This window comes from Pseudoduganella chitinolytica, assembly GCF_029028125.1.
Lineage (GTDB): Bacteria > Pseudomonadota > Gammaproteobacteria > Burkholderiales > Burkholderiaceae_D > Rugamonas > Rugamonas chitinolytica.
The window spans coordinates 4,398,447-4,416,695 of record NZ_CP119083.1 but is presented as its reverse complement, the minus strand read 5'-3'; the positions used below and the strand labels follow the sequence as shown (position 1 = coordinate 4,416,695).

Here is an 18,249-nt window from a genome sequence, read left to right as displayed (position 1 = left end):
TGCAGGGACAGACCCCAGCGGCAGCGGTGTTTCAGCGGATCAGCCGCCCAGCACCGTGACGACGACGTGGCGCCGCTGCGGCGCCGTGCGGTGCTCCCACAGGAAGATGCCCTGCCACGTGCCCAGCAGCAGGCGAGCGCCGCCGACGGGAATCGTCACGCTGGTATCGGTCAGCACGCTGCGCGCGTGGGCGGCCATGTCGTCCGGTCCTTCGGTGTCGTGGCGGTAGGCCGGATCGCCGTCCGGCGCCAGGCGCGCCGCAATCGTCTCCAGGTCGCGCCGCACGTCCGGATCGGCGTTTTCGGTGATCGTCAGCGAGCAGCTGGTGTGCTGCACGAACACGTGCGCCAGGCCGCACTGCACGCCGGACTGCGCGACCGCCTGCGCCACCGCATCCGTGATGTTGCGCGTGCCGCGGCCGGCATTGGAAAACGCCAGCGTGGTCTGGTAAGCCATCGCTAGCGGCGCCCGTACATCATCAGTTCGGCCAGCAGGCTGCGCGCCGGCGTGAACACGTCGATGGCCGCCAGCGATATGCCCAGCAGGGCCTGCACCGGCGAGTCGTTGGCAAACACGCGCGCCATCGTGTCCGTCAGCCGTACCGTCAGGTCGCGGTCCTGGCGGCGCAGGTCGGCATATTGCGCCAGCATGTCCGGCGTGCTGCCTTGCGCCAGCAGGCGCGCCAGCACGGCCGCGTCGCGCAGTCCCAGGTTCAGGCCCTGGCCGGCCACCGGATGCAGCGTTTGCGCGGCATTGCCGATGGCGGCCGTGCGGGCGCTGCCGGCCATGCCCGCGTTCAGTCCCAGCGGGAAGGCGAGGCGGCGGGTCGCGCTTGTAAAGCTGCCCAGGCGCTCGCCGAACGTTTCGCCCAGCTTGCGCAGGAATGCCTCGTCGCCCATCGCCAGCAGCGACTCCGCCGTCGCGGGGCGCACGCACCACACCAGCGAGTAGCCGTCGTCCTGCGGCAGCAGCGCCAGCGGGCCTTCGCCCGTGAAGCGTTCGTAGGCACGGTACGCCACCGGTGCGCTGGTCGTGACCTGGGCGATGACGGCGGTCTGGCCATAGTCGCGCGTTTTTGCCTTGTCGTCCTGCTCGCCGAACAGGCCGCCCTCGGCCTGCACGACGATGGCGGCGCCGATGCTGCCGCCGTCCGCCAGCGCCAGGCGCACGTGGTCCGCGCTCTCGTCGATGGCTGTCACGCGGGCCGGGCGCAGCGAGCGCACGCCGAGCCGTTCGCACAGGCCGCCCAGCACCGTGACGATGTCGCCATAGCGCGTCACGTAGCCCAGTGCCGGCACCCGGTGCTCCGCACGGGTGATCATGCTGCGGCCGAACTGGCCCTTGCGCGAGACGTGGATCTCGTGGATCTCGGTGGCCGGCACTGGCCAGGCGCCGATCTGCTCGAGGATCTGGCGGCTGCCCCACGATAGCGCCAGGGTGCGCGGGTCGGCGCTGGCCACGTCCAGCGGCTTGGCGTCCACCAGCACGATGCTGGCAGGGGCCACGCCCCGGCGCACCAGCAGCGCCGCCAGCGCCATGCCGGCCGGGCCGGCGCCGCAGATGGCGATGTTGTAGTCTGCGCTCAGGTTGTCCGCGCTCATGCGGCTCCCTTCATCAGCGCCTCGATGTCCGCGACGGTTTTCGGCGCGGAACCGGTCAGCAGCGTATGGCCGCCGGGGGCGACGACGACGTCGTCCTCGATGCGGATGCCGATGTTCCAGAACTGCTCCGGCACCCCTTCGGCGGGGCGCACGTAGATGCCCGGTTCGATCGTCAGCACCATGCCTTCCTGCAGTGGCCGGGACGGCTTCTCCTGGCCCGGCGCCTCGCTGCCGGTGGGAAGGCGGTAGGCGCCGGCATCGTGCACGTCCATGCCCAGCCAGTGGCTGGTGCCGTGCATGTAGAACGGCAGGTAGGCCTTGGCGGCGATGACGTCGTCGACGCTGCCGTGCGTGTCACGGCGCAGCAATTTGAGGTCCAGCATGCCCTGCGCCAGCACCCGCAGCGCCGCCTGGTGCACCGAGTGGAACGTGCGACCCGGCTGCACGGCGTCGAATGCGGCCTGCTGGGCGGCCAGCACCAGTTCGTACAGCGTGCGCTGCGGCCCGCTGAAGCGGCCATTGACGGGGAAGGTGCGGGTGATGTCGGAGGCGTAGCCATCGAGCTCGCAGCCGGCGTCGATCAGCACCAGGTCGCCGTCGTCGATCCGGCGGTCGTTGCTGTTGTAGTGCAGGATGCAGCTGTTGGCGCCCGAGGCGACGATCGGCGTGTAGGCGGGGAACTGGGCGCCATTGCGGCGAAACTCGTACAGCAGCTCCGCTTCCAGGGCGTACTCGAACACGCCGGGACGCGCGGCACGCATGGCGCGCACGTGGGCGGCGCCGGAGATCTCGCCGGCGCGCAGCATGATGGCCTGCTCGAAGGCGTCTTTCACGACGCGCATCTCGTCCACCAGCGGATTGACGTCGCGCAGCGCCGGCGGCGCCTGGATACCGCTGCGGCCCTGGCGCCGTACGCTGTCGAGCCAGCGGCGCAACCGCTGGTCGAGTTGTTCGTCGCGCGCCAGCTTGCAGTACACGGCCGGCACGTCGGCCAGCAGCGTCGCCATGTGCGCATCGAGCGCCCCGATCGGGTACGCGGCATCGAAGCCGAATGTGTCGCGCGCGGCTTCGGGACCATAACGCAGGCCGTCCCAGGTCTCGCGCTCGGGATTCTTCTCGCGGCAGAACAGCATGGCCTGCGCCGCTTGCGTCCCGCGCGCGGCGACAAGGACCAGCACCGCTTCCGGCTCGGTAAAGCCGGTCAGGTAATAGAAGCTGCTGTCGTGGCGGTAGGGGTAGTCGCTGTCGGCATTGCGCGCCACTTCAAGGCTGGTGGCCAGCACGGCGACGCTGCCCGGCTCCAGCTGGGCCAGCAGGCGGGCGCGCCGTGCGGCGAACGGGGCGGCGTTCATGGCCGCATTCATTGTCGACTGCCGCCGTTGAGCTTTTCGAGCTGCTGGGGCGTGCCGATATTGTCCCAGTCGCCTTCGTAGACTTCGCCGCCCACCAGGCCGCGCTCGGCATACTCGCGCAGCAGCTTGCCCAGGCCCGCGTGCTGGCCCGGCGCGATGCCGTCGAACATGGCCATGCGGTAGACGCCCAGGTTGGCGAAGGTCCACGTCGGCTCGCCCGTGTTCGACACCGTGTACAGGTTCAGGCCGAAGTCGCCCTTCGGGTGGAACGGCGGATTCTTCACGAGCCAGATCCAGGCGATGTCGCGCTTGTCATCGGGGTAGGCGTTGCCCCACATGTCCTTGTCGTGCAGGACGTCCTTGGCCTGGGCGAAGTCGAAGTGGGGGCAGTAGATGTCGCCGGAGACGGCAAAGAACGGCTCCTCGCCCAGCAGGTGGCGGGCGTTGGCGATGCCGCCCGCCGTCTCCAGCGCTTCCTTCTCGGCGGAATAGCGGATAGTGGCGCCGAAGCGGCTGCCGTCGCCCAGGTACTCCTCGATCATGTGACCGAGGTGCGCGTGGTTGATGACGATGTCCGGCATGCCGGCGCGCACCAGGTTCAGCACGTGCCATTCGATCAGCGGGCGGCCGCGCACCTTCAGCAGGGGCTTGGGGCAGGTATCGGTCAGGGGGCGCATCCGCTCGCCGCGGCCGGCGGCGAAGATCATGGCTTTCATGGCGGCGTCCTCAGAAGGTGTAGCGCACGTCCGGCGCGCGGTTCTCCAGCGCGTCGAGCAGCTTCAGGAGCGGTTTCAGCTCGCGGTAGCGGCCGGCGGTGCGGCGCACGTATTCCATCACCGTGGGCAGGTCGCCCAGGTACAGCGGCTTGCCGTCGCGGTAGTTCAGGCGGCAGAACAGGCCCAGGATCTTCAGGTGGCGCTGCAGTGCCATGTACTCGAAATCCTTGTAGAAGGTGTCGAAATCCTTGTGCACGGGCAGGCCGGCGGCGCGCGCGTGCTGCCAGTAGCGGATCACCCAGTCCAGCACCAGTTCCTCGTCCCACGACACATAGGCGTCGCGCAGCAGCGAGGCGACGTCGTACGTGATCGGGCCGTACACCGCATCCTGGAAATCCAGGATGCCCGGGTTTTTCTCGTCCATCCACATCAGGTTGCGCGAGTGGTAGTCGCGGTGCATGGTCACCTGCGGCTGCGCCAGGCAGTTGGCGGCGATCGTATCGAACACCTTCTGCAGCTCGGCGCTTTGCGCCTCCGTCAGCGTGGTGTTCAAGTGCTTGCCGATGTACCACTCGGGGAAGATGTTCATCTCGCGCAGCATGAAGGCGCGGTCGAACTCGGGCAGCACGCCCGGCTGGCTGGCCTGCTGGATCTTCACCAGGGCGGACAGCGCTTCCGCGTACAGCGTGGCGGCGTTGTCGTGGTTCAGGGCCTGCAGGTATGTGGTCGTGCCCAGGTCGGACAACAGCAGGAAGCCTTGCTCCAGGTCCTGTGCGACGATGGTCGGTACGGACACGCCGGCGTCGGCCAGCAGGCCCGCGACCTTGACGAAGGCGGCGGTGTTCTCGCGTTCCGGCGGCGCATCCATGACCACCAGCGTGGCGCCATGGGCACCCTGCGCGGCAGCCAGCACGTCGACGCGGAAGTAGCGGCGGAAGCTGGCATCGGCGGAGGCGGGGCGGCACGACTCGGGCTGCACGAGGTTCAGGCCTTGCAGCCACGCTTGCAGCTGGACGAGGCGCGCATCCGCTTGGACAGCGGCGCCGCCGGCCGTTCCAGGCTCGCCGGCGGGCGCGGATTTTGGTGATACTTTATGCAATAAAGACATGAAAACAGCCTGACGAATCCGGGCAATGGTGAAGATTCCCATATAATAAGGGATTCAAATCAAAAAATCGCCTGTCATGGTGCTTCGCGTATCGTTCCTTTCATGAGCTGGTTTTTGGCCCCCCCATCCAAGCAACGCTGGGCGTTTGCCCTGACTGCCCTGGTCGCCGCATCGGCGGTTCCCACCCATGCACAGCCCGTCGAGGCCACGGCAAAGGGCACGCCGCGCGCGGAAGATCCCGACGCGCCCGTGACGATGCGGGCGGAGGAAATCACCGGGCGGCCGGAACGCGAGCTTGTGCTGGAGCGCGACGTCGAGATCGTGCGCGACAAGATGCGCGTGACGGCCAATTCGGCCTGCTACCGCCAGGTCGAGGCGGAGCTGGAGGCAAAGGACAATATCCGCGTCTGGCGCTTCGGCGACTACTACACGGCCGACGAATTCCGCATCAACACGGATACGGGCGTGGGCACGATGCTGCACCCGACCTACAAGCTGGAACTGAATAACGCGCAGGGCAAGGCGCGCCGCATCGACTTCCTCAATCCGGACGAGGCGGTCGTGGTGGACGGCACCTACAGCACCTGCGAGGGCCCGAACCCGGACTGGTACCTGAAGGCCAGCACGCTGAACCTGGACATGGGCCGCGAGACGGGCGTCGCGCGCAATTCCGTCGTTTACTTCAAGGACGTGCCGCTGATCGGCTCGCCCGCGCTGTCGTTCTCGCTGTCGGGCGAGCGCCGCTCCGGCTGGCTGCCCGCGCTGCCGAGCTACAGTTCGCGCGGCTCGGCCGAACTGACCTTGCCGTACTACTTCAATATCGCGCCCAACCGCGACCTGACCCTGTACCCGCACTACATCTCGCGGCGCGGGCTGCAGATCGGCGCCGTCGGCCGCTACATGGGCGAGACGGACGCGGGTTCGTACGAAGGCCGCACGCTGGTCGAATACCTGCCGCACGACAAGGAAGCGGGCATCGACCGCTGGCAAATCAATACCAGCCATTCGCAGGCGCTGGCCAAGGACTGGTCGTTCGGCTGGAACGTGCGCGCGGCCTCCGACGACAACTACCCGAACGATTTCTCGAAGACGGTGGCGGGCAGCGCGGAACGCCAGCTGCTGCGTGAACTGCGCACCGACTACCGCGGCGAGTACTGGAGCCTGACGGCACGCGTGCAGAAGTACCAGGTGCTGCAGGACCCGGACCTGACGACACCCACGCCGCATCCGTACGACCGCCTGCCGGCGATTAGCTTCCACGCGGCGCGCTACGATATCGGCGGCTTCGACTGGCAGGTCGACAGCGAAATCACGCGCTTCCAGCACCCCACGCTGATCAACGGTAACCGCATGGTCGTGGTGCCGCAGGTGAGCTACCCGATCATCAGCCCCAGCTACTTCATCACGCCCAAGCTGATGCTCAACGCCAGCGCCTACCAGCTGGACGACTGGAAGAACACGGCCACGGGCGCGCTGGAACAGAGCCGCTCGGAGACCCGCACGATCCCCACGTTCTCGCTGGATTCGGGCCTGGAATTCGAGCGCCAGACCAAGCTGTTCGGCCGCGCCGTCACGCAGACCCTGGAGCCGCGCCTGTTCTACGTGTACACGCCGTACCGCGACCAGACCATTATCCCGAACTTCGACACGGCCGATGCGACGTTCAACTTCTCGCAGATCTTCAGCGAGAACCGCTTCGTGGGATCGGACCGCATCAGCGATGCCAACCAGGTGACGGCGGCCGTCGTGTCGCGCTTCCTGGAGGCGTCGGGCGCCGAGCGCCTGCGCCTGTCGTTCGGCCAGCGCTTCTACTTCCACGAGCCGCGCGTGACTCTGGACGGTTCGACCACGGCGGCGGGCAGCCGTTCGGACCTGCTGCTGGCCGCGGCCGGCCGCATCTCCGACACGTGGGGCGTCGACAGCGCCGTGCAGTACAACCCGGACGACAAGAAGGTCGTCAGCTCGAGCCTGAACATGCAGTGGCAGCCGGGCGCGAAGAAAGTGGTCAACGCCGGCTACCGCTACCTGCGCGACAGTTTCAAGAACGTCGACTTCTCGACGCAGTGGCCGATCTCGCAGAAGTGGTACGGCGTGGGCCGCATGAGCTACTCGCTGAAGGATCACCGTATCCTGGAAAGCCTGATCGGCGTCGAATACAACTGCGACTGCTGGGTGTTCCGCGCGGGCGCGCAGCGCTTCGTGACGACGGCGAACAAGACGTCGACACAGTTCTTCTTCCAGCTCGAACTGACCGGCCTGTCCAAGCTGGGCATCGGCAGCCCGCTGGAAGTCATGAAGAACAGCATTCCGGGTTATCAGCGCATCAACGACGTCACGCGGCGTTGAGCGGGGACGGCGCGCTTACTTTTGCTTACCTTCGCCGATTGCCGATTGTCCCGCCATACCTGTTATTCTTCTCGTTTTAACCGACTCAATGAGCGTTTCCGATATGCGTAAGTCCAGTAAGCACCCGATCACCCTCGCGGCAGTCCTGCTGTGCGCAATGGCTGCCGGCGGCAGCGCCGTGGCCCAGAACGCCAAGCCGGCGGCGCCCGCGCCCGCCGCCGCGTCGGCCCAGAAAGGCTTCACGCCCCCGGGACAATCGAAGAACACCGAGATCGACTCCATCGCGGTGGTCGTCAACGACGAGGTGATCACCCGGCGCGAGCTGGCCCAGGAAGTGAACACGATCGTGCAGCGCATGAAGGCGCAGAACGCGCAGCTGCCGTCCGCTGCCGACCTGCAGCGCCAGATCGTCGAGCACATGATCGTGCAGCGGGCCCAGTTGCAGATGGCGCGCGAGATGGGCGTGCGCGTGGACGATGCGATGCTGGACCGCGCCATGGTGCGTGTGGCCGCCGAGCAGAAGATGACGGTGCAGCAGCTGCGCGACCAGGTCGAGAAGCAGGGCGGCTCGTATGCGGCGTTCCGCGAGGACATCCGCAACGAGATCATCATGACGCGCCTGCGCGAGCACGAGGTGGAACAGAAGATCCAGGTCTCGGAAGCGGAAGTGGACAGCTTCCTGGCAGCGCAGGAAGCGGCCGCCGCGGAGCAGTTCGAGGTGAACATTTCGCAGATCCTCGTGCGCATTCCTGAAAACGCGTCGCCGGAAGTGATCGCCCAGCGCCAGAAGCGCGCCGAGGAAGTCATGCGCCAGCTGCGCACCGGCGCCGACTTCGCCAAGATGGCTGCCACTTATTCGGACGCCAGCGATGCGCTGCAAGGCGGCGTGGTGGGCTGGCGCCAGACCGACCGCATTCCGCCGGTCTTCGCCGAGGCGCTGGTCAAGCTCAATCCGGGCCAGGTCACGCCGATCATCAAGAGCGTGGGCGGCTTCCACATCCTGAAGCTGGCCGACAAGCGCAGCGTGGCGCAGGCCCAGGCCGAAGCGGCCGTGCAGCAGACGCACGCGCGCCACATCCTGCTGAAGGTGACGCCGTCGCTGAGCGCGGCCGATGCCAAGCGCCGCCTGGCCGAGATCAAGGCACGCCTGGACAACAAGAGCGCCACGTTCGAGGAACTGGCACGCCTGTACTCGAACGACGAATCGGGCAAGAAGGGCGGCGACCTGGGCTGGCTGGTGCCGGGCGATGCGCTGCCCGAATTCGAGCAGGCGATGAACGCGCTGAAGCCGGGCGAAGTCAGCGGCCCCGTCGAGACGAGCTTCGGCTATCACCTGATCCAGGTGGTGGAACGCAAATCCGAAGACGAGTCGAAGGACAAGAAGCGCAACGAGGCGCGCATGGCCCTGCGCGAGCGCAAGATGGTGGAAGCCTCCGAGGACTTCCAGCGCGAAGTACGCGACCGCGCGTATGTCGAGTTCCGCGCCGAAGACCTGAAGGAAACCAAGTAAGCCTATGGCAACGGGGCAGGGCCAAGCGCGGCCGACGATCTGCATCACCACGGGCGAGCCGGCCGGCATCGGCCCGGAGATCGCCCTGCGCGCCGCCTGGGCCCTGCGCGGGCAGGTCAACTGCGTGCTGCTGGGTGACGCCGCGTTCCTGGCGATGACGGCGCATGCGCTCGATCCGGAAATACGCGTCAGCGCCCTGTCGCTGCAGGCGGTACGGAACGGCGGCTTGCCGCATTTCGGTGCGGAGCGGCTGTGCGCGATCGACGTGCCGCTGGCCGCGCACGTGGTGCCCGGCACCCTGGACAAGGAAAACGGCCGTGCCGTGCTGGCCATGCTCGATGCCGCCATCGAAGGCGTGCAGGCGGGCTGGTTCGCGGCCGTCGTCACGGCGCCGCTGCAAAAGAGCACCATCAACGATGCCGGCGTGCCGTTCTCCGGCCATACCGAATACTTTGCCGAGCGCACCGGCACGCCGCAGGTCGTCATGATGCTGGCCGGCGCGCCGGCCGCCGCCACAGGCGTAGCGCAACTGCGCGTGGCGCTGGCGACGACGCACCTGCCGCTGAAAGACGTGGCGGGAGCGTTGACGCAAGAGGGCCTGGGCCGCACGCTCGACATCCTCCACCACGACCTGCGCACCAAGTTCGGCCTGGCCACGCCGCGCATCCTCGTCACGGGCCTGAACCCGCATGCGGGGGAGAACGGCTACCTGGGGCGCGAGGAAATCGACACGATCGCGCCGGCTTTGGCGACGGCGCGTGCACGCGGCATCGATGCGCGTGGCCCGTACCCGGCCGACACGCTGTTCCAGCCGAAGTATTTAGAGGATGCCGACTGCGTGCTGGCGATGTACCACGACCAGGGCCTGCCGGTGCTGAAGTTCGCGACCTTCGGCCACGGCGTCAACATCACGCTGGGCCTGCCGCTGATCCGCACGTCCGTCGATCACGGCACGGCGCTGGACCTGGCGGCCAAGGGCCTCGGCCACGCCGACTGCGGCAGCATGGAACAAGCCATCGCCGCGGCGCTGGCCATGGTGCGCGCCCGCCGCGCCTGAACCAACCCGGCGGTCCGTCCGGACCGCCCATCACCAAAAAGACAGATGAAACACATAGCCCGCAAACGCTTCGGCCAGAACTTCCTGCAGGACGATCGCGTCCTCGGCGACATCATCGAGGCCATCGCGCCCGCACCGGGCGACACGATGGTGGAAATCGGCCCGGGCCTGGCCGCCATGACGGACCTGCTGCTCAAGTCGCTGGATCACATGCACGTGGTGGAGCTGGACCGCGACCTGGTGGCGCGGCTGGAAAAGCGTTTCCCACGCGAGAAGCTGACGATCCACTCGGGCGACGCGCTGAAGTTCGACTTCGGCACGATCCCCGTGCCGGCGGGACGCAAGCTGCGCGTCGTCGGCAACCTGCCGTACAACATCTCCAGCCCGCTGCTGTTCCACCTGGCCGACTTCGCGCCGCTGGTCGAGGACCAGCATTTCATGCTGCAGAAGGAAGTGGTGGAGCGCATGGTGGCCGAGCCGGGCACGAAGGCCTACGGCCGCCTGTCCGTGATGCTGCAGTGGCGCTACCGCATGGCGCTGATGTTCATCGTGCCGCCGGAGGCGTTCGACCCGCCGCCGAAGGTCGATTCGGCCATCGTGCGCATGATCCCGATCGCCGAGCCGCTGGCATGCGACCGGACCACGCTGGAAGCGGTGGTGCAGAAGGCGTTCTCGCAGCGCCGCAAGGTTATCCGCAACTGCCTGGCGGGGATGTTTACGGAGCAGCAGATCGCCGACGTGGGCATCGACCCGGGCGCGCGGCCGGAGACGGTGGCGATGGAGGCGTATGTGGCGCTGGCGAACAGCCTGGAGCAATAACCCGAACGCGGGCACCCAACTGCGAGGAGCTGGGGTCGAACCCGCCGGGTCCGACCCCGGGTGTCGGTGTTGGGATCGAATTAGAACGGCAAAAAAAAGGTTCATCGCACTTTGCCGGGGAACGCATCCTTGATTTTCAGGAAGAAGTATGCGGAGTCGCGGAAGCCGTAGGCCATCCGCTTGATGACTTTGATACGGTTGTTGACGCCCTCGAGAATGGATGAGCTCATCGGGTAGATCGCTGAAGCCAGGATGCCACGTCGGTATTTGACCAAGCGTTTGGCGAACAGGACCAGGGGCGCAATCTGGCTGTCCAGGGCGAGCCTTAGCCAGGATTTCCAGCGACGGGCACCATCGCGGACCGTTGGCGCATACCAGATTTCCTTCAGCTCGGTCTTGAGAAGATAGACGGTGGACAAGGGCTTGTTAGCCGCAAGCAGTTCCTCGAGCTTGATCGCTTGGTCCTGCTTGAGGTTGTCACGATTACGTAGCAAGAGCCAGCGGCTGCGCTTGATGACCTGGCGGGCCTTAGGCTCTGCCCGTAGTGTATTGGCCTGATCGACCCGGACCCGATCAACGACTTCTCGGCCAAAGCGGGCAACGACATGAAATAGATCGTAGACCACTTCGGCATTTGGACATTGCTCACGCACCTCGAGATCCATAGCCGTGTTCATGTCCATTGCGACGGCTTCGATCCGCTGGCAGCCTTCAGCGCCAAGCTTCTCGAAGAACGGCCGAATCGCTTCCCGGCTATTGCCTTCCCCGACCCATAACACCCTCATACGTTCGGCGTCGAGTGCGACGGTGGCATAGCGATGGCCCTTGTGCAAGGCGAATTCGTCCATGACCAGGCGTCGAACGTGTTCTGCCGAGAAGTCGCCATGCAAACGCTCCAGCCGTCGATGATCAATGTCCTTGATAGTATGCCAGTGCAGACCAGTCAGCCGGGCCACATGGGCTATCGGAAGCAGCTGTGCCAGTGCCTCGACCCACACCCTAACGCGATGCGTGATGCGTGCGCGCCGATCGAGCCACGAAATATGTTCGGCAACGCGGGCATTGCAGTGATGGCAGTCCAGCCGCCGGACCGGAACATCAAGCCACACACGTCTATCCAGGCAGTCGCGGTCACGAACTATGCGCCTACGCCGCTCATGAATCAGCGAGCAGGGCTGCCGGCACGATCCACATCGGGCCTCGCTTGCAGGGCAGGTCTCTAGAACAATTAGTAGGGATCGGTCCTCACGGTCTTGGACGGAGTGGACAATATAGCCTTCCCAAAACGGGAGAGACGACATAGCATTGAGCATGGCGGTGGTTTGACAGATTGACTTGTTTGGCGACTATCAATCTACCAACTTCAGACCTCCGCCACCACTTCCTGCTCAGATCGTCAATCCCGTCTTCCCCCATTCCCCGCGATGAACCAAAAAAAAAGCCGGCTCAGAGAGCCGGCTAAATCCAATTCTCAGAAAGAAGTGGAGGAGACGGGAGTGATTATGATGCGTCGCCGCATATTGATCCACTTTATTTTGCGAATGCCCATCATTCCACTTGTGAATATCACGCTGGCGTGCAGGTGATCGCGATATCGGTCACGTCGGCGTCGCCCATCGTCCCGGTGCCATTCGCGATCGTGCACTTGCGGCCGGCCGGCTGCTTCAACACCACCAGGCCGTACGACGATTGAGATGCGATCGGATCCGTGTAGATAAACGAAGTAGCTGCCTTCGGCACCGTGAATTCCGAGCCATTGCCATTGATGATGATCAGGCCATCGGCGTCCAGGCCGGTGACCTTGCCGGTCAGCTTGAACGTGTTGACCGAGCAGATGATCGCCACATCGATCGTCTGCGTGTAACCCGCCGAACCTTTCAGCGCGCCCGAGATGGCCGGGCCGCACGTCTGGTGCGCCGGATTCTTGATGGCGATCTCGTATTCGTCGCCGTAGTCGATCGAGTTCGGCAACTGGAACTTGACGGCGCTGGTGCCGTCGGCCGGCGGCTGGACCGCGACCTTGTCCGAGCCGTTGGTCAATTCCATGCCGCCGAACTTCAGGCCTGTGACAGTGCCGCCGACGGTAAACGATTCCTTGCCGCCGCAACCGGCCAGCGTCAGGGCCAGTGCGATCGAACCCAGAAACATTGCTTTCATTGCATTCTCCAAATAGAAGCGCGCCGCCAGGGCGCGCCGGTGCCGGTCTCGCCGGTTCAGGCCTTGTTGCAGGTGACGACGATATTGTTGACGGGGCCGGACGGCATCGTGCCGGCATTGTTGGCCACGCTGCACACGAGGCCGGCAGGGTTCTGCAGGACCGTCACACCGTAGTTGGCGCCGTCATCGACGGGCGTGTCAAAGGTGAAGCCCGTGCTGCCGGCCGGGATCGCCTTCTGCACAGGACCGTTGTTCAGGATCAGGCCGTCCGCGGTCAGGCCGCTGACGGTGCCGCCCAGCGTGTAGCTGAAGGTCTTGCACGTGACGACCACCTGGCGGGCGGTGTAGTAGTTCGCTTTCAGTCCGATGGTTTTCGGATCGACATCGCACTTGGCAGCCGTCGGCTGGGTCTGGATCTGGACGTCGATCGTGCTGTCTTCCTCGATCAGGTTGGGGAACGTCGGCGTGATGGTTGGCGCACCGGCCGAGCCGTTGACGGTGATGGTCTGGTCGCCGCTCTTGAGCACGAGGCCGGGTTTGGACAGGCCAGTCACGGTGGCGACCAACACCAGGCTGCCATTATCGCTGCCGCCGCAACCTGCCAGCAGTGCCGCGCACAGCGCGCCCGCGCTCGCGCGCACGTACATACTCTTCATATTAAAAATCTCTCCAAAATCAATAAGCTGGAATGCTGTGCCGCGGCGCGGAGCATGAGTCGGCGCTTATTTTAGTGCATTTAACAACGCACAGCTCGACAAATCCTTGTAACGACATGTGTCCCCCGGGGCGCTGCCCTAGCGGATCTGCGCCGTTTCGCAACGCGATTGCCGGCCCGTCAGCGTGCAGCGATTCTTGATCGCACCGTGGCGGTCGTGCACGGCGACGCGCCACCTGCCCGGGCCGTCGCGCTCCATCGTCATGAAGCCGAAGCCGCCCACCCACGAGCTGAACGCATCGATGACGGCGCCCGGCGCCGGTTGCACGGCCATCGGATCGTCCGGCAGCGGCACGGTGGCTTCGGCCGTGCCGGAAAAGCCCGCGACGAACTGGCTCGGATGGGGACTGGAAAAACTGACCTGCTCCCACAGGTGCACGTGGCCGGACAGCAGTGCCTGTACATTGGCCGGCAGCAGCAGCGGATCGACGGCGCCGAAGCTGTCCTGCAGGCCCTTGTCACCCAGCTGCAGGTAGCGCTGGCCGTTCTTGTCCAGGTCGGCGCCGAAGCCCAGGATCGGATGGTGGTTCGCCAGCAGGTTGTAGGGCGTGCGCGCGGCCAGCGCCGCCACCTTCGGGTAGGCGTCGCGATAGCGTTCGTAGCCGGTGTTGCCCGGCTTCAGGCCCCGCCACGTGGTGGCGGCCGTGTCGACGACCAGCAGTTGCGTGTCCGGCGCCAGCGGCACCGCATACGGGTCGCTGTAGTCGCCCACCGCATCGTCGGCGGCCACGTTGCAGTCGCGCGCCGGCACCAGCGGGCGCGGGTCGAGGAAGCGCCACCAGCCCTGGCCGCCCCGCACGCACGACTCGTGGTTGCCGCGCACGACGATCCACGGCGCCGCGCGCAGCAGCGGCGCGGCGGGCTGGAAGAAATCGGCGCGCCAGGTGTCCCAGCCATAGCCCCACGGGCTGCCGGCGCAGCCGGCGTTGCCGTCGGGGCAGGGATTCTCGCGGTAGTGATAATCGCCCACGTGCACCACCAGGTCCGGGCCCCAGGCCGCCGCCGCCGCGGCCACCGTGCCGAACGGCGCCTGCTCCGGGTCATTGCAGGCCTGGAACGCGTTGTCGGCCTTCTTCAGGCGACAGCCCGTGTCGCCGATGACGACGATACGGCGCGCTTCCGGACGGGGCAGCGGCAGCGCCTGTCCGGTGACGCTGGCCGTGCGACTGCCGGCCGGTAACACCAGCTCGCATGTCAGCACGGGAAACGCGGAGGGCTTCGAGTCGGCTGGCGCGGAGGCGGTGCGGCGCTGGGCGATCGTGGCCGCGGCCGCACGGACCTGCATCGGCTGCTGGCGACCGTCGACGTCGATGGGGGGGCACGTGTCTGCACTACTGAGCACACGCGCCGTGGCGCTGCCCTGTTCGCCCAGCACGACAAAGGCCGACAGCACGGACGGGCCCGGCGGAGCGCTGGCACAGCCCGCCAGCAGGGCAGCAGGCGACAGCCGCAGCAGCCGCAGCAGGGTAGCGTTTCTCATCAGCACCGGGTCTCCTGGAAATGTTGAGCGTTTGGTATTCTACCTGGGCGTTTCCACAGCCTGTGCGGCGCTGCCCGGCATGCGACAATGGCAGCATGAATGTCATTCACCGACCCCGCGCCATCCTGTTCGACCTGGACGATACGCTATGGCCCATCGGCCCCGTCATTGCCGAGGCGGAAGCAACCTTGCACGCCTGGCTGGCCAAGCACGCGCCCAAGGTGGCGCAAGCGTTCTCCATCGAAGAACTGCGCGCGCGGCGCATGGCGTTGCTCGCGGCCGAACCCGATTACCACCTGGACCTCGCCAAGCTGCGCCGGGCCGCGTTGCAGGCGGCGTTCGAACACGTCGGGGAGGACCTCGTCCATGTCGACGGCGCCATGCAGCATTTTCTTGCGGCACGCAATGCCGTCAAGCCATATGACGACGTGCTGCCGGGGCTGCTGCACCTGGCCGACCGCGTCACGCTGGGCGCCGTCACGAACGGCAACGCGGACCTTGAAGTCATCGGTATCGCCCACCATTTCAAGGTGGCGCTGGCCGCCGGCCGTTTCGGCAAGGCCAAGCCCGACCCGGCGATCTTCCTGGCCGCATGCGAAGCGCTGGGCGTGGCGCCGGGCGAAACGGTGTATGTGGGCGACGACCTGCGCCTCGACGTGGAAGGGGCGCAGAAAGCGGGCCTGCGCGCCGTGTGGATGAACCGTACGGGCAGCACCGCCCACCTGGAAGCGGGCATCGTGCCCGATGTGATCTGCAGCAGTCTGGAGGAGTTGATTGCGTGGCTGGAACAACAGTTAGCTGATTGAATTCCCTGTGCCGTCACCAGCCGTGCATAATACCGTGTACGCCTGAAGATTGAATTATGCAACTCGATAACCGTGCCCAAACCCTGCTCAAAGCCCTGGTAGAGCGCTATATCGCGGACGGACAGCCCGTCGGATCGCGCGCCCTGTCGAAGATTTCCGGCCTTGACCTGTCGCCGGCCACCATCCGCAACATCATGGCCGATCTCGAAGAGCTCGGCTATGTCGCCAGCCCGCACACGTCGGCCGGTCGCGTCCCCACGCCACGTGGCTACCGCATCTTCGTCGACACGTTGCTGACGGTGCAGCCGATCGACGAGAGCGCCGTCGAGGCACGGTTGCGCCCGCAGGCCCAGCCGCCGCAAAAGCTGATCGCCAACGCGGCGCAGATGTTGTCGTCGCTGTCGCAGTTCGCCGGAGTCGTGCTGAGTCCGCGCCACGAATCGACCTTCCAGCAGATCGAGTTCCTGCGCCTGGGGGAGAAGCGCATCCTGCTCGTCATCGTGGCCCCGGGCGGCGACGTACAGAACCGCCTGCTGCTGACGGACGTGGATTACACGCCTTCCCAGCTGCAGCAGTCGGCCAATTTCATCAACCAGCACTACAGCGGCCTGGCGTTCGACGAAGTACGCAACCGCATGCAGGGCGAGCTGCGCCAGTTGCGCGACGACATGGGCCGGCTGATGCAGGCCGCCGTCGAGGCCGGCAGCGAGGCCATGGCCGACAGCGCCGACGGCATGGTGATCGCCGGCGAACGCAACTTGCTGTCGGTCAGCGACCTGTCGTCGAACATGTCGTCGCTGCGCCAGATGTTCGACATGTTCGAGCAGAAGACGGGCCTGATGCAGTTGCTGGACGTGTCGTCCAAGGCGTCGGGCGTGCAGATCTTCATCGGCGGCGAATCGAACCTGGTGCCGATGGACGAGATGAGCGTCGTCACGGCGCCGTACGAAGCGAACGGGCGCATCGTCGGCACCCTTGGCGTGATCGGCCCCACCCGCATGGCCTACGAGCGCGTGATCCCCATCGTGGACATCACGTCGCGGCTGCTGTCGAACGCGCTCAGCCACAACTGAAAACCCGGGACAGACCCCTGTTTCAAGCAAACATTGCCAAAAATCGGGGACAGTCCCCAATTTTTCGCAATAAAAAAACGGCCCGTGCGGGTAATGCCGTTCAGTTAAGACTGAGCGGCATTTTTCTTTTTGGTGTTGTAAACAGTAGCTGAGGCTGTTAACCTGCGTCACCATGCTTGATGACGCGCTCCATTTCCTCGTACAAGCCCAGGAAGACCCGGACTGGGCCCGCCTGGGACGGCACTTGCCTTCCGAGTGGATCGAGCAAGCGGTTGTACACACTGGCAAAGCGAGCATTCGACGGCGCCGGCTGCCGACCGAGCAGGTAGTGTGGCTCGTCGTCGCCTTGGCGCTGTACCGTCATCAGTCTATCAGTGAAGTGGTTGACGACCTGGACCTTGCGTTGCCGGACGTGCAGGCGCCTTTCGTAAGCAAAAGCGCGGTAGCGCAGGCACGGCAGCGTGTTGGCGCCGAACCACTGCGGGCATTATTCGAGATCTCAGCAAAGGCATGGTCGGAGCAGGATCGCAAGCAGTACCTGTTCAAGGGACTAAGTCTGTATGCGATGGACGGCACGACATTGAAGACGGCGGATACGCCGGAACAGCGCAACCATTTCGGCGAGCAGTCGTATGCCAGTGGCCGGATCGCCAGCTATCCGCAAGTGCGTGGTGTGACCTTGACTGCCGTGCCGACCCACCTGATACGCGATGCCAAGTTTGGCCCTTACGGCATCAACGAGATGCTGCACGCCAAGGAGCTGCTCGCATCGATTCCGGATGATTCGCTTACCGTCTTCGACAAAGGTTTTCTGTCAGCCGAGATTCTGTGCGGCCTGACCGTTGGAGGAACGAACAGGCACTTCATCATTCCAGCCAAGTCCAATACGAAATGGGAAGTCGTTGGCGGTACTGCCGACGATGCGATGATCGAAATGCGCGTATCGCCCCAGGCACGCAAGAAGTGCCCGGACTTGCCTGCGACCTGGCGCGCACGCGCCATTACGATCATCGACCAGAGCGCACGCAAACACGTATTGCTGACCTCACTATGCGACACCAAGCGCTACACGGCCAAAGACGTTGCGACTTGTTATACCCGGCGCTGGCAGATCGAAACGAGCTATCGCGAACTCAAGCAAACGATGATGGGCAGGGCGTTGACGCTGCGCAGCCGTACCGTCGAAGGCGTCTACCAGGAAATCTGGGGAACCTTGACTGCCTATAACCTGATCCGGCTGGAGATCGCCAAGGCCGCACTGGCGGTGAAGTGTGAGCCGACTGAGGTCAGTTTTATCCGTGCATTCCATGTCATCCAATACGAACTGCATTGGGCAGCAGTAACCCGCTCACATGGCAAGCTGCCCGCCTTGATGCAGCGCCTTCGCCAGCGTCTGCTCATGCTACTGAATGAAGAACGGCCCGGTCGAAAAATCGACCGGGCCGTGAAGGCCTTACCTCATCGCTACACTGTCCGCGTCCTGAAAAAAGACCTTAACTGAACGGCATT

The 18,249-nt window shown here is 65.3% G+C and carries 16 protein-coding genes; 7 read left to right on the top strand and 9 right to left on the bottom strand.

Features of this window, described 5'->3' with window-relative positions; all coding sequences use genetic code 11:
• Positions 1-39: 39 nt before the first annotated feature.
• Genes PX653_RS19585 through PX653_RS19565 form a run of 5 tightly spaced genes read right to left on the bottom strand, consistent with a single transcriptional unit; the run spans position 40 to position 4,777 of the window.
• Positions 40-456: a secondary thiamine-phosphate synthase enzyme YjbQ gene (locus PX653_RS19585; RefSeq protein WP_277414413.1), complete on the bottom strand. Its 417-nt coding sequence runs from the start codon at positions 454-456 to the stop codon at positions 40-42.
• Between the two features lie 2 nt (positions 457-458).
• Positions 459-1,601, bottom strand: a complete 1,143-nt coding sequence (locus PX653_RS19580) for an FAD-dependent monooxygenase (protein WP_277414412.1) — start codon at positions 1,599-1,601, stop codon at positions 459-461.
• Entirely contained in the window at positions 1,598-2,953 is a 1,356-nt protein-coding gene (locus PX653_RS19575; RefSeq protein WP_277414411.1) for an aminopeptidase P N-terminal domain-containing protein, read from the bottom strand. The genes PX653_RS19580 and PX653_RS19575 overlap by 4 nt, the downstream gene beginning before the upstream one ends.
• Positions 2,954-2,961: 8 nt before the next feature.
• The gene (murU, locus tag PX653_RS19570) at positions 2,962-3,669 is read right to left on the bottom strand and encodes an N-acetylmuramate alpha-1-phosphate uridylyltransferase MurU (RefSeq protein ID WP_277414410.1); all 708 of its coding nucleotides are present in this window, start codon (positions 3,667-3,669) and stop codon (positions 2,962-2,964) included.
• 10 nt (positions 3,670-3,679) lie between these two features.
• Positions 3,680-4,777, bottom strand: a complete 1,098-nt coding sequence (locus PX653_RS19565) for an aminoglycoside phosphotransferase family protein (RefSeq protein ID WP_277414409.1) — start codon at positions 4,775-4,777, stop codon at positions 3,680-3,682.
• Positions 4,778-4,879: 102 nt separating this feature from the next.
• Here PX653_RS19565 and PX653_RS19560 point away from each other — a divergent pair, with 102 nt between their 5' ends.
• The 4 genes from PX653_RS19560 to rsmA all read left to right on the top strand — a co-directional run bounded on the left by PX653_RS19560 (position 4,880) and on the right by rsmA (position 10,509).
• On the top strand, positions 4,880-7,123 hold the full coding sequence (locus PX653_RS19560) for an LPS-assembly protein LptD (RefSeq protein WP_277414408.1): 2,244 nt from the start codon (positions 4,880-4,882) through the stop codon (positions 7,121-7,123).
• Positions 7,124-7,226: 103 nt separating this feature from the next.
• A complete protein-coding gene (locus tag PX653_RS19555) occupies positions 7,227-8,633 on the top strand; it encodes a peptidylprolyl isomerase (protein WP_277414407.1) in 1,407 nt (468 codons plus the stop codon).
• Positions 8,634-8,637: 4 nt separating this feature from the next.
• Positions 8,638-9,690: a 4-hydroxythreonine-4-phosphate dehydrogenase PdxA gene (gene pdxA / locus PX653_RS19550; protein ID WP_277414406.1), complete on the top strand. Its 1,053-nt coding sequence runs from the start codon at positions 8,638-8,640 to the stop codon at positions 9,688-9,690.
• A gap of 45 nt (positions 9,691-9,735) precedes the next feature.
• Complete coding sequence (gene rsmA, locus PX653_RS19545) at positions 9,736-10,509, top strand: 16S rRNA (adenine(1518)-N(6)/adenine(1519)-N(6))-dimethyltransferase RsmA (protein WP_277414405.1); 774 nt, start codon at positions 9,736-9,738, stop codon at positions 10,507-10,509.
• A gap of 101 nt (positions 10,510-10,610) precedes the next feature.
• On the opposite strand, the gene PX653_RS19540 is transcribed toward rsmA, so the two are convergent.
• The 4 genes from PX653_RS19540 to PX653_RS19525 all read right to left on the bottom strand — a co-directional run bounded on the left by PX653_RS19540 (position 10,611) and on the right by PX653_RS19525 (position 14,861).
• The gene (locus PX653_RS19540) at positions 10,611-11,822 is read right to left on the bottom strand and encodes an ISL3 family transposase (protein ID WP_277414404.1); all 1,212 of its coding nucleotides are present in this window, start codon (positions 11,820-11,822) and stop codon (positions 10,611-10,613) included.
• Positions 11,823-12,075: 253 nt separating this feature from the next.
• Positions 12,076-12,666 (bottom strand): hypothetical protein, encoded by a 591-nt coding sequence (locus tag PX653_RS19535; RefSeq protein ID WP_277414403.1) that lies wholly within the window; start codon positions 12,664-12,666, stop codon positions 12,076-12,078.
• Positions 12,667-12,722: 56 nt separating this feature from the next.
• Positions 12,723-13,322: a hypothetical protein gene (locus tag PX653_RS19530; RefSeq protein WP_277414402.1), complete on the bottom strand. Its 600-nt coding sequence runs from the start codon at positions 13,320-13,322 to the stop codon at positions 12,723-12,725.
• Positions 13,323-13,460: 138 nt separating this feature from the next.
• The gene (locus tag PX653_RS19525; protein ID WP_277414401.1) at positions 13,461-14,861 is read right to left on the bottom strand and encodes a metallophosphoesterase family protein; all 1,401 of its coding nucleotides are present in this window, start codon (positions 14,859-14,861) and stop codon (positions 13,461-13,463) included.
• Positions 14,862-14,956: 95 nt separating this feature from the next.
• Between PX653_RS19525 and PX653_RS19520 the strand changes: the two genes are divergently transcribed.
• The 3 genes from PX653_RS19520 to PX653_RS19510 all read left to right on the top strand — a co-directional run bounded on the left by PX653_RS19520 (position 14,957) and on the right by PX653_RS19510 (position 18,241).
• On the top strand, positions 14,957-15,667 hold the full coding sequence (locus tag PX653_RS19520; protein ID WP_277414400.1) for an HAD family hydrolase: 711 nt from the start codon (positions 14,957-14,959) through the stop codon (positions 15,665-15,667).
• A gap of 56 nt (positions 15,668-15,723) precedes the next feature.
• Positions 15,724-16,740, top strand: a complete 1,017-nt coding sequence (gene hrcA, locus PX653_RS19515; protein ID WP_277414399.1) for a heat-inducible transcriptional repressor HrcA — start codon at positions 15,724-15,726, stop codon at positions 16,738-16,740.
• A 172-nt stretch (positions 16,741-16,912) separates the two neighbouring features.
• Positions 16,913-18,241, top strand: coding sequence for an IS4 family transposase (locus PX653_RS19510; protein WP_277414398.1), 1,329 nt, complete (start codon positions 16,913-16,915; stop codon positions 18,239-18,241).
• Positions 18,242-18,249 lie beyond the last annotated feature (8 nt).

Bases quoted from the DNA above. Each gene is read 5' to 3' on its own strand.
- PX653_RS19530 (WP_277414402.1), bottom strand. From the start codon at position 13,322: ATGAAGAGTATGTACGTGCGCGCGAGCGCGGGCGCGCTGTGCGCGGCA.
- PX653_RS19565 (WP_277414409.1), bottom strand. From the start codon at position 4,777: ATGTCTTTATTGCATAAAGTATCACCAAAATCCGCGCCCGCCGGCGAG.
- hrcA (WP_277414399.1), top strand. From the start codon at position 15,724: ATGCAACTCGATAACCGTGCCCAAACCCTGCTCAAAGCCCTGGTAGAG.
- pdxA (WP_277414406.1), top strand. From the start codon at position 8,638: ATGGCAACGGGGCAGGGCCAAGCGCGGCCGACGATCTGCATCACCACG.
- PX653_RS19525 (WP_277414401.1), bottom strand. From the start codon at position 14,861: ATGAGAAACGCTACCCTGCTGCGGCTGCTGCGGCTGTCGCCTGCTGCC.
- PX653_RS19560 (WP_277414408.1), top strand. From the start codon at position 4,880: ATGAGCTGGTTTTTGGCCCCCCCATCCAAGCAACGCTGGGCGTTTGCC.
- PX653_RS19585 (WP_277414413.1), bottom strand. From the start codon at position 456: ATGGCTTACCAGACCACGCTGGCGTTTTCCAATGCCGGCCGCGGCACG.
- PX653_RS19580 (WP_277414412.1), bottom strand. From the start codon at position 1,601: ATGAGCGCGGACAACCTGAGCGCAGACTACAACATCGCCATCTGCGGC.
- PX653_RS19535 (WP_277414403.1), bottom strand. From the start codon at position 12,666: ATGAAAGCAATGTTTCTGGGTTCGATCGCACTGGCCCTGACGCTGGCC.
- PX653_RS19575 (WP_277414411.1), bottom strand. From the start codon at position 2,953: ATGAACGCCGCCCCGTTCGCCGCACGGCGCGCCCGCCTGCTGGCCCAG.
- PX653_RS19520 (WP_277414400.1), top strand. From the start codon at position 14,957: ATGAATGTCATTCACCGACCCCGCGCCATCCTGTTCGACCTGGACGAT.
- PX653_RS19540 (WP_277414404.1), bottom strand. From the start codon at position 11,822: ATGCTCAATGCTATGTCGTCTCTCCCGTTTTGGGAAGGCTATATTGTC.
- murU (WP_277414410.1), bottom strand. From the start codon at position 3,669: ATGAAAGCCATGATCTTCGCCGCCGGCCGCGGCGAGCGGATGCGCCCC.
- PX653_RS19555 (WP_277414407.1), top strand. From the start codon at position 7,227: ATGCGTAAGTCCAGTAAGCACCCGATCACCCTCGCGGCAGTCCTGCTG.
- PX653_RS19510 (WP_277414398.1), top strand. From the start codon at position 16,913: ATGCTTGATGACGCGCTCCATTTCCTCGTACAAGCCCAGGAAGACCCG.
- rsmA (WP_277414405.1), top strand. From the start codon at position 9,736: ATGAAACACATAGCCCGCAAACGCTTCGGCCAGAACTTCCTGCAGGAC.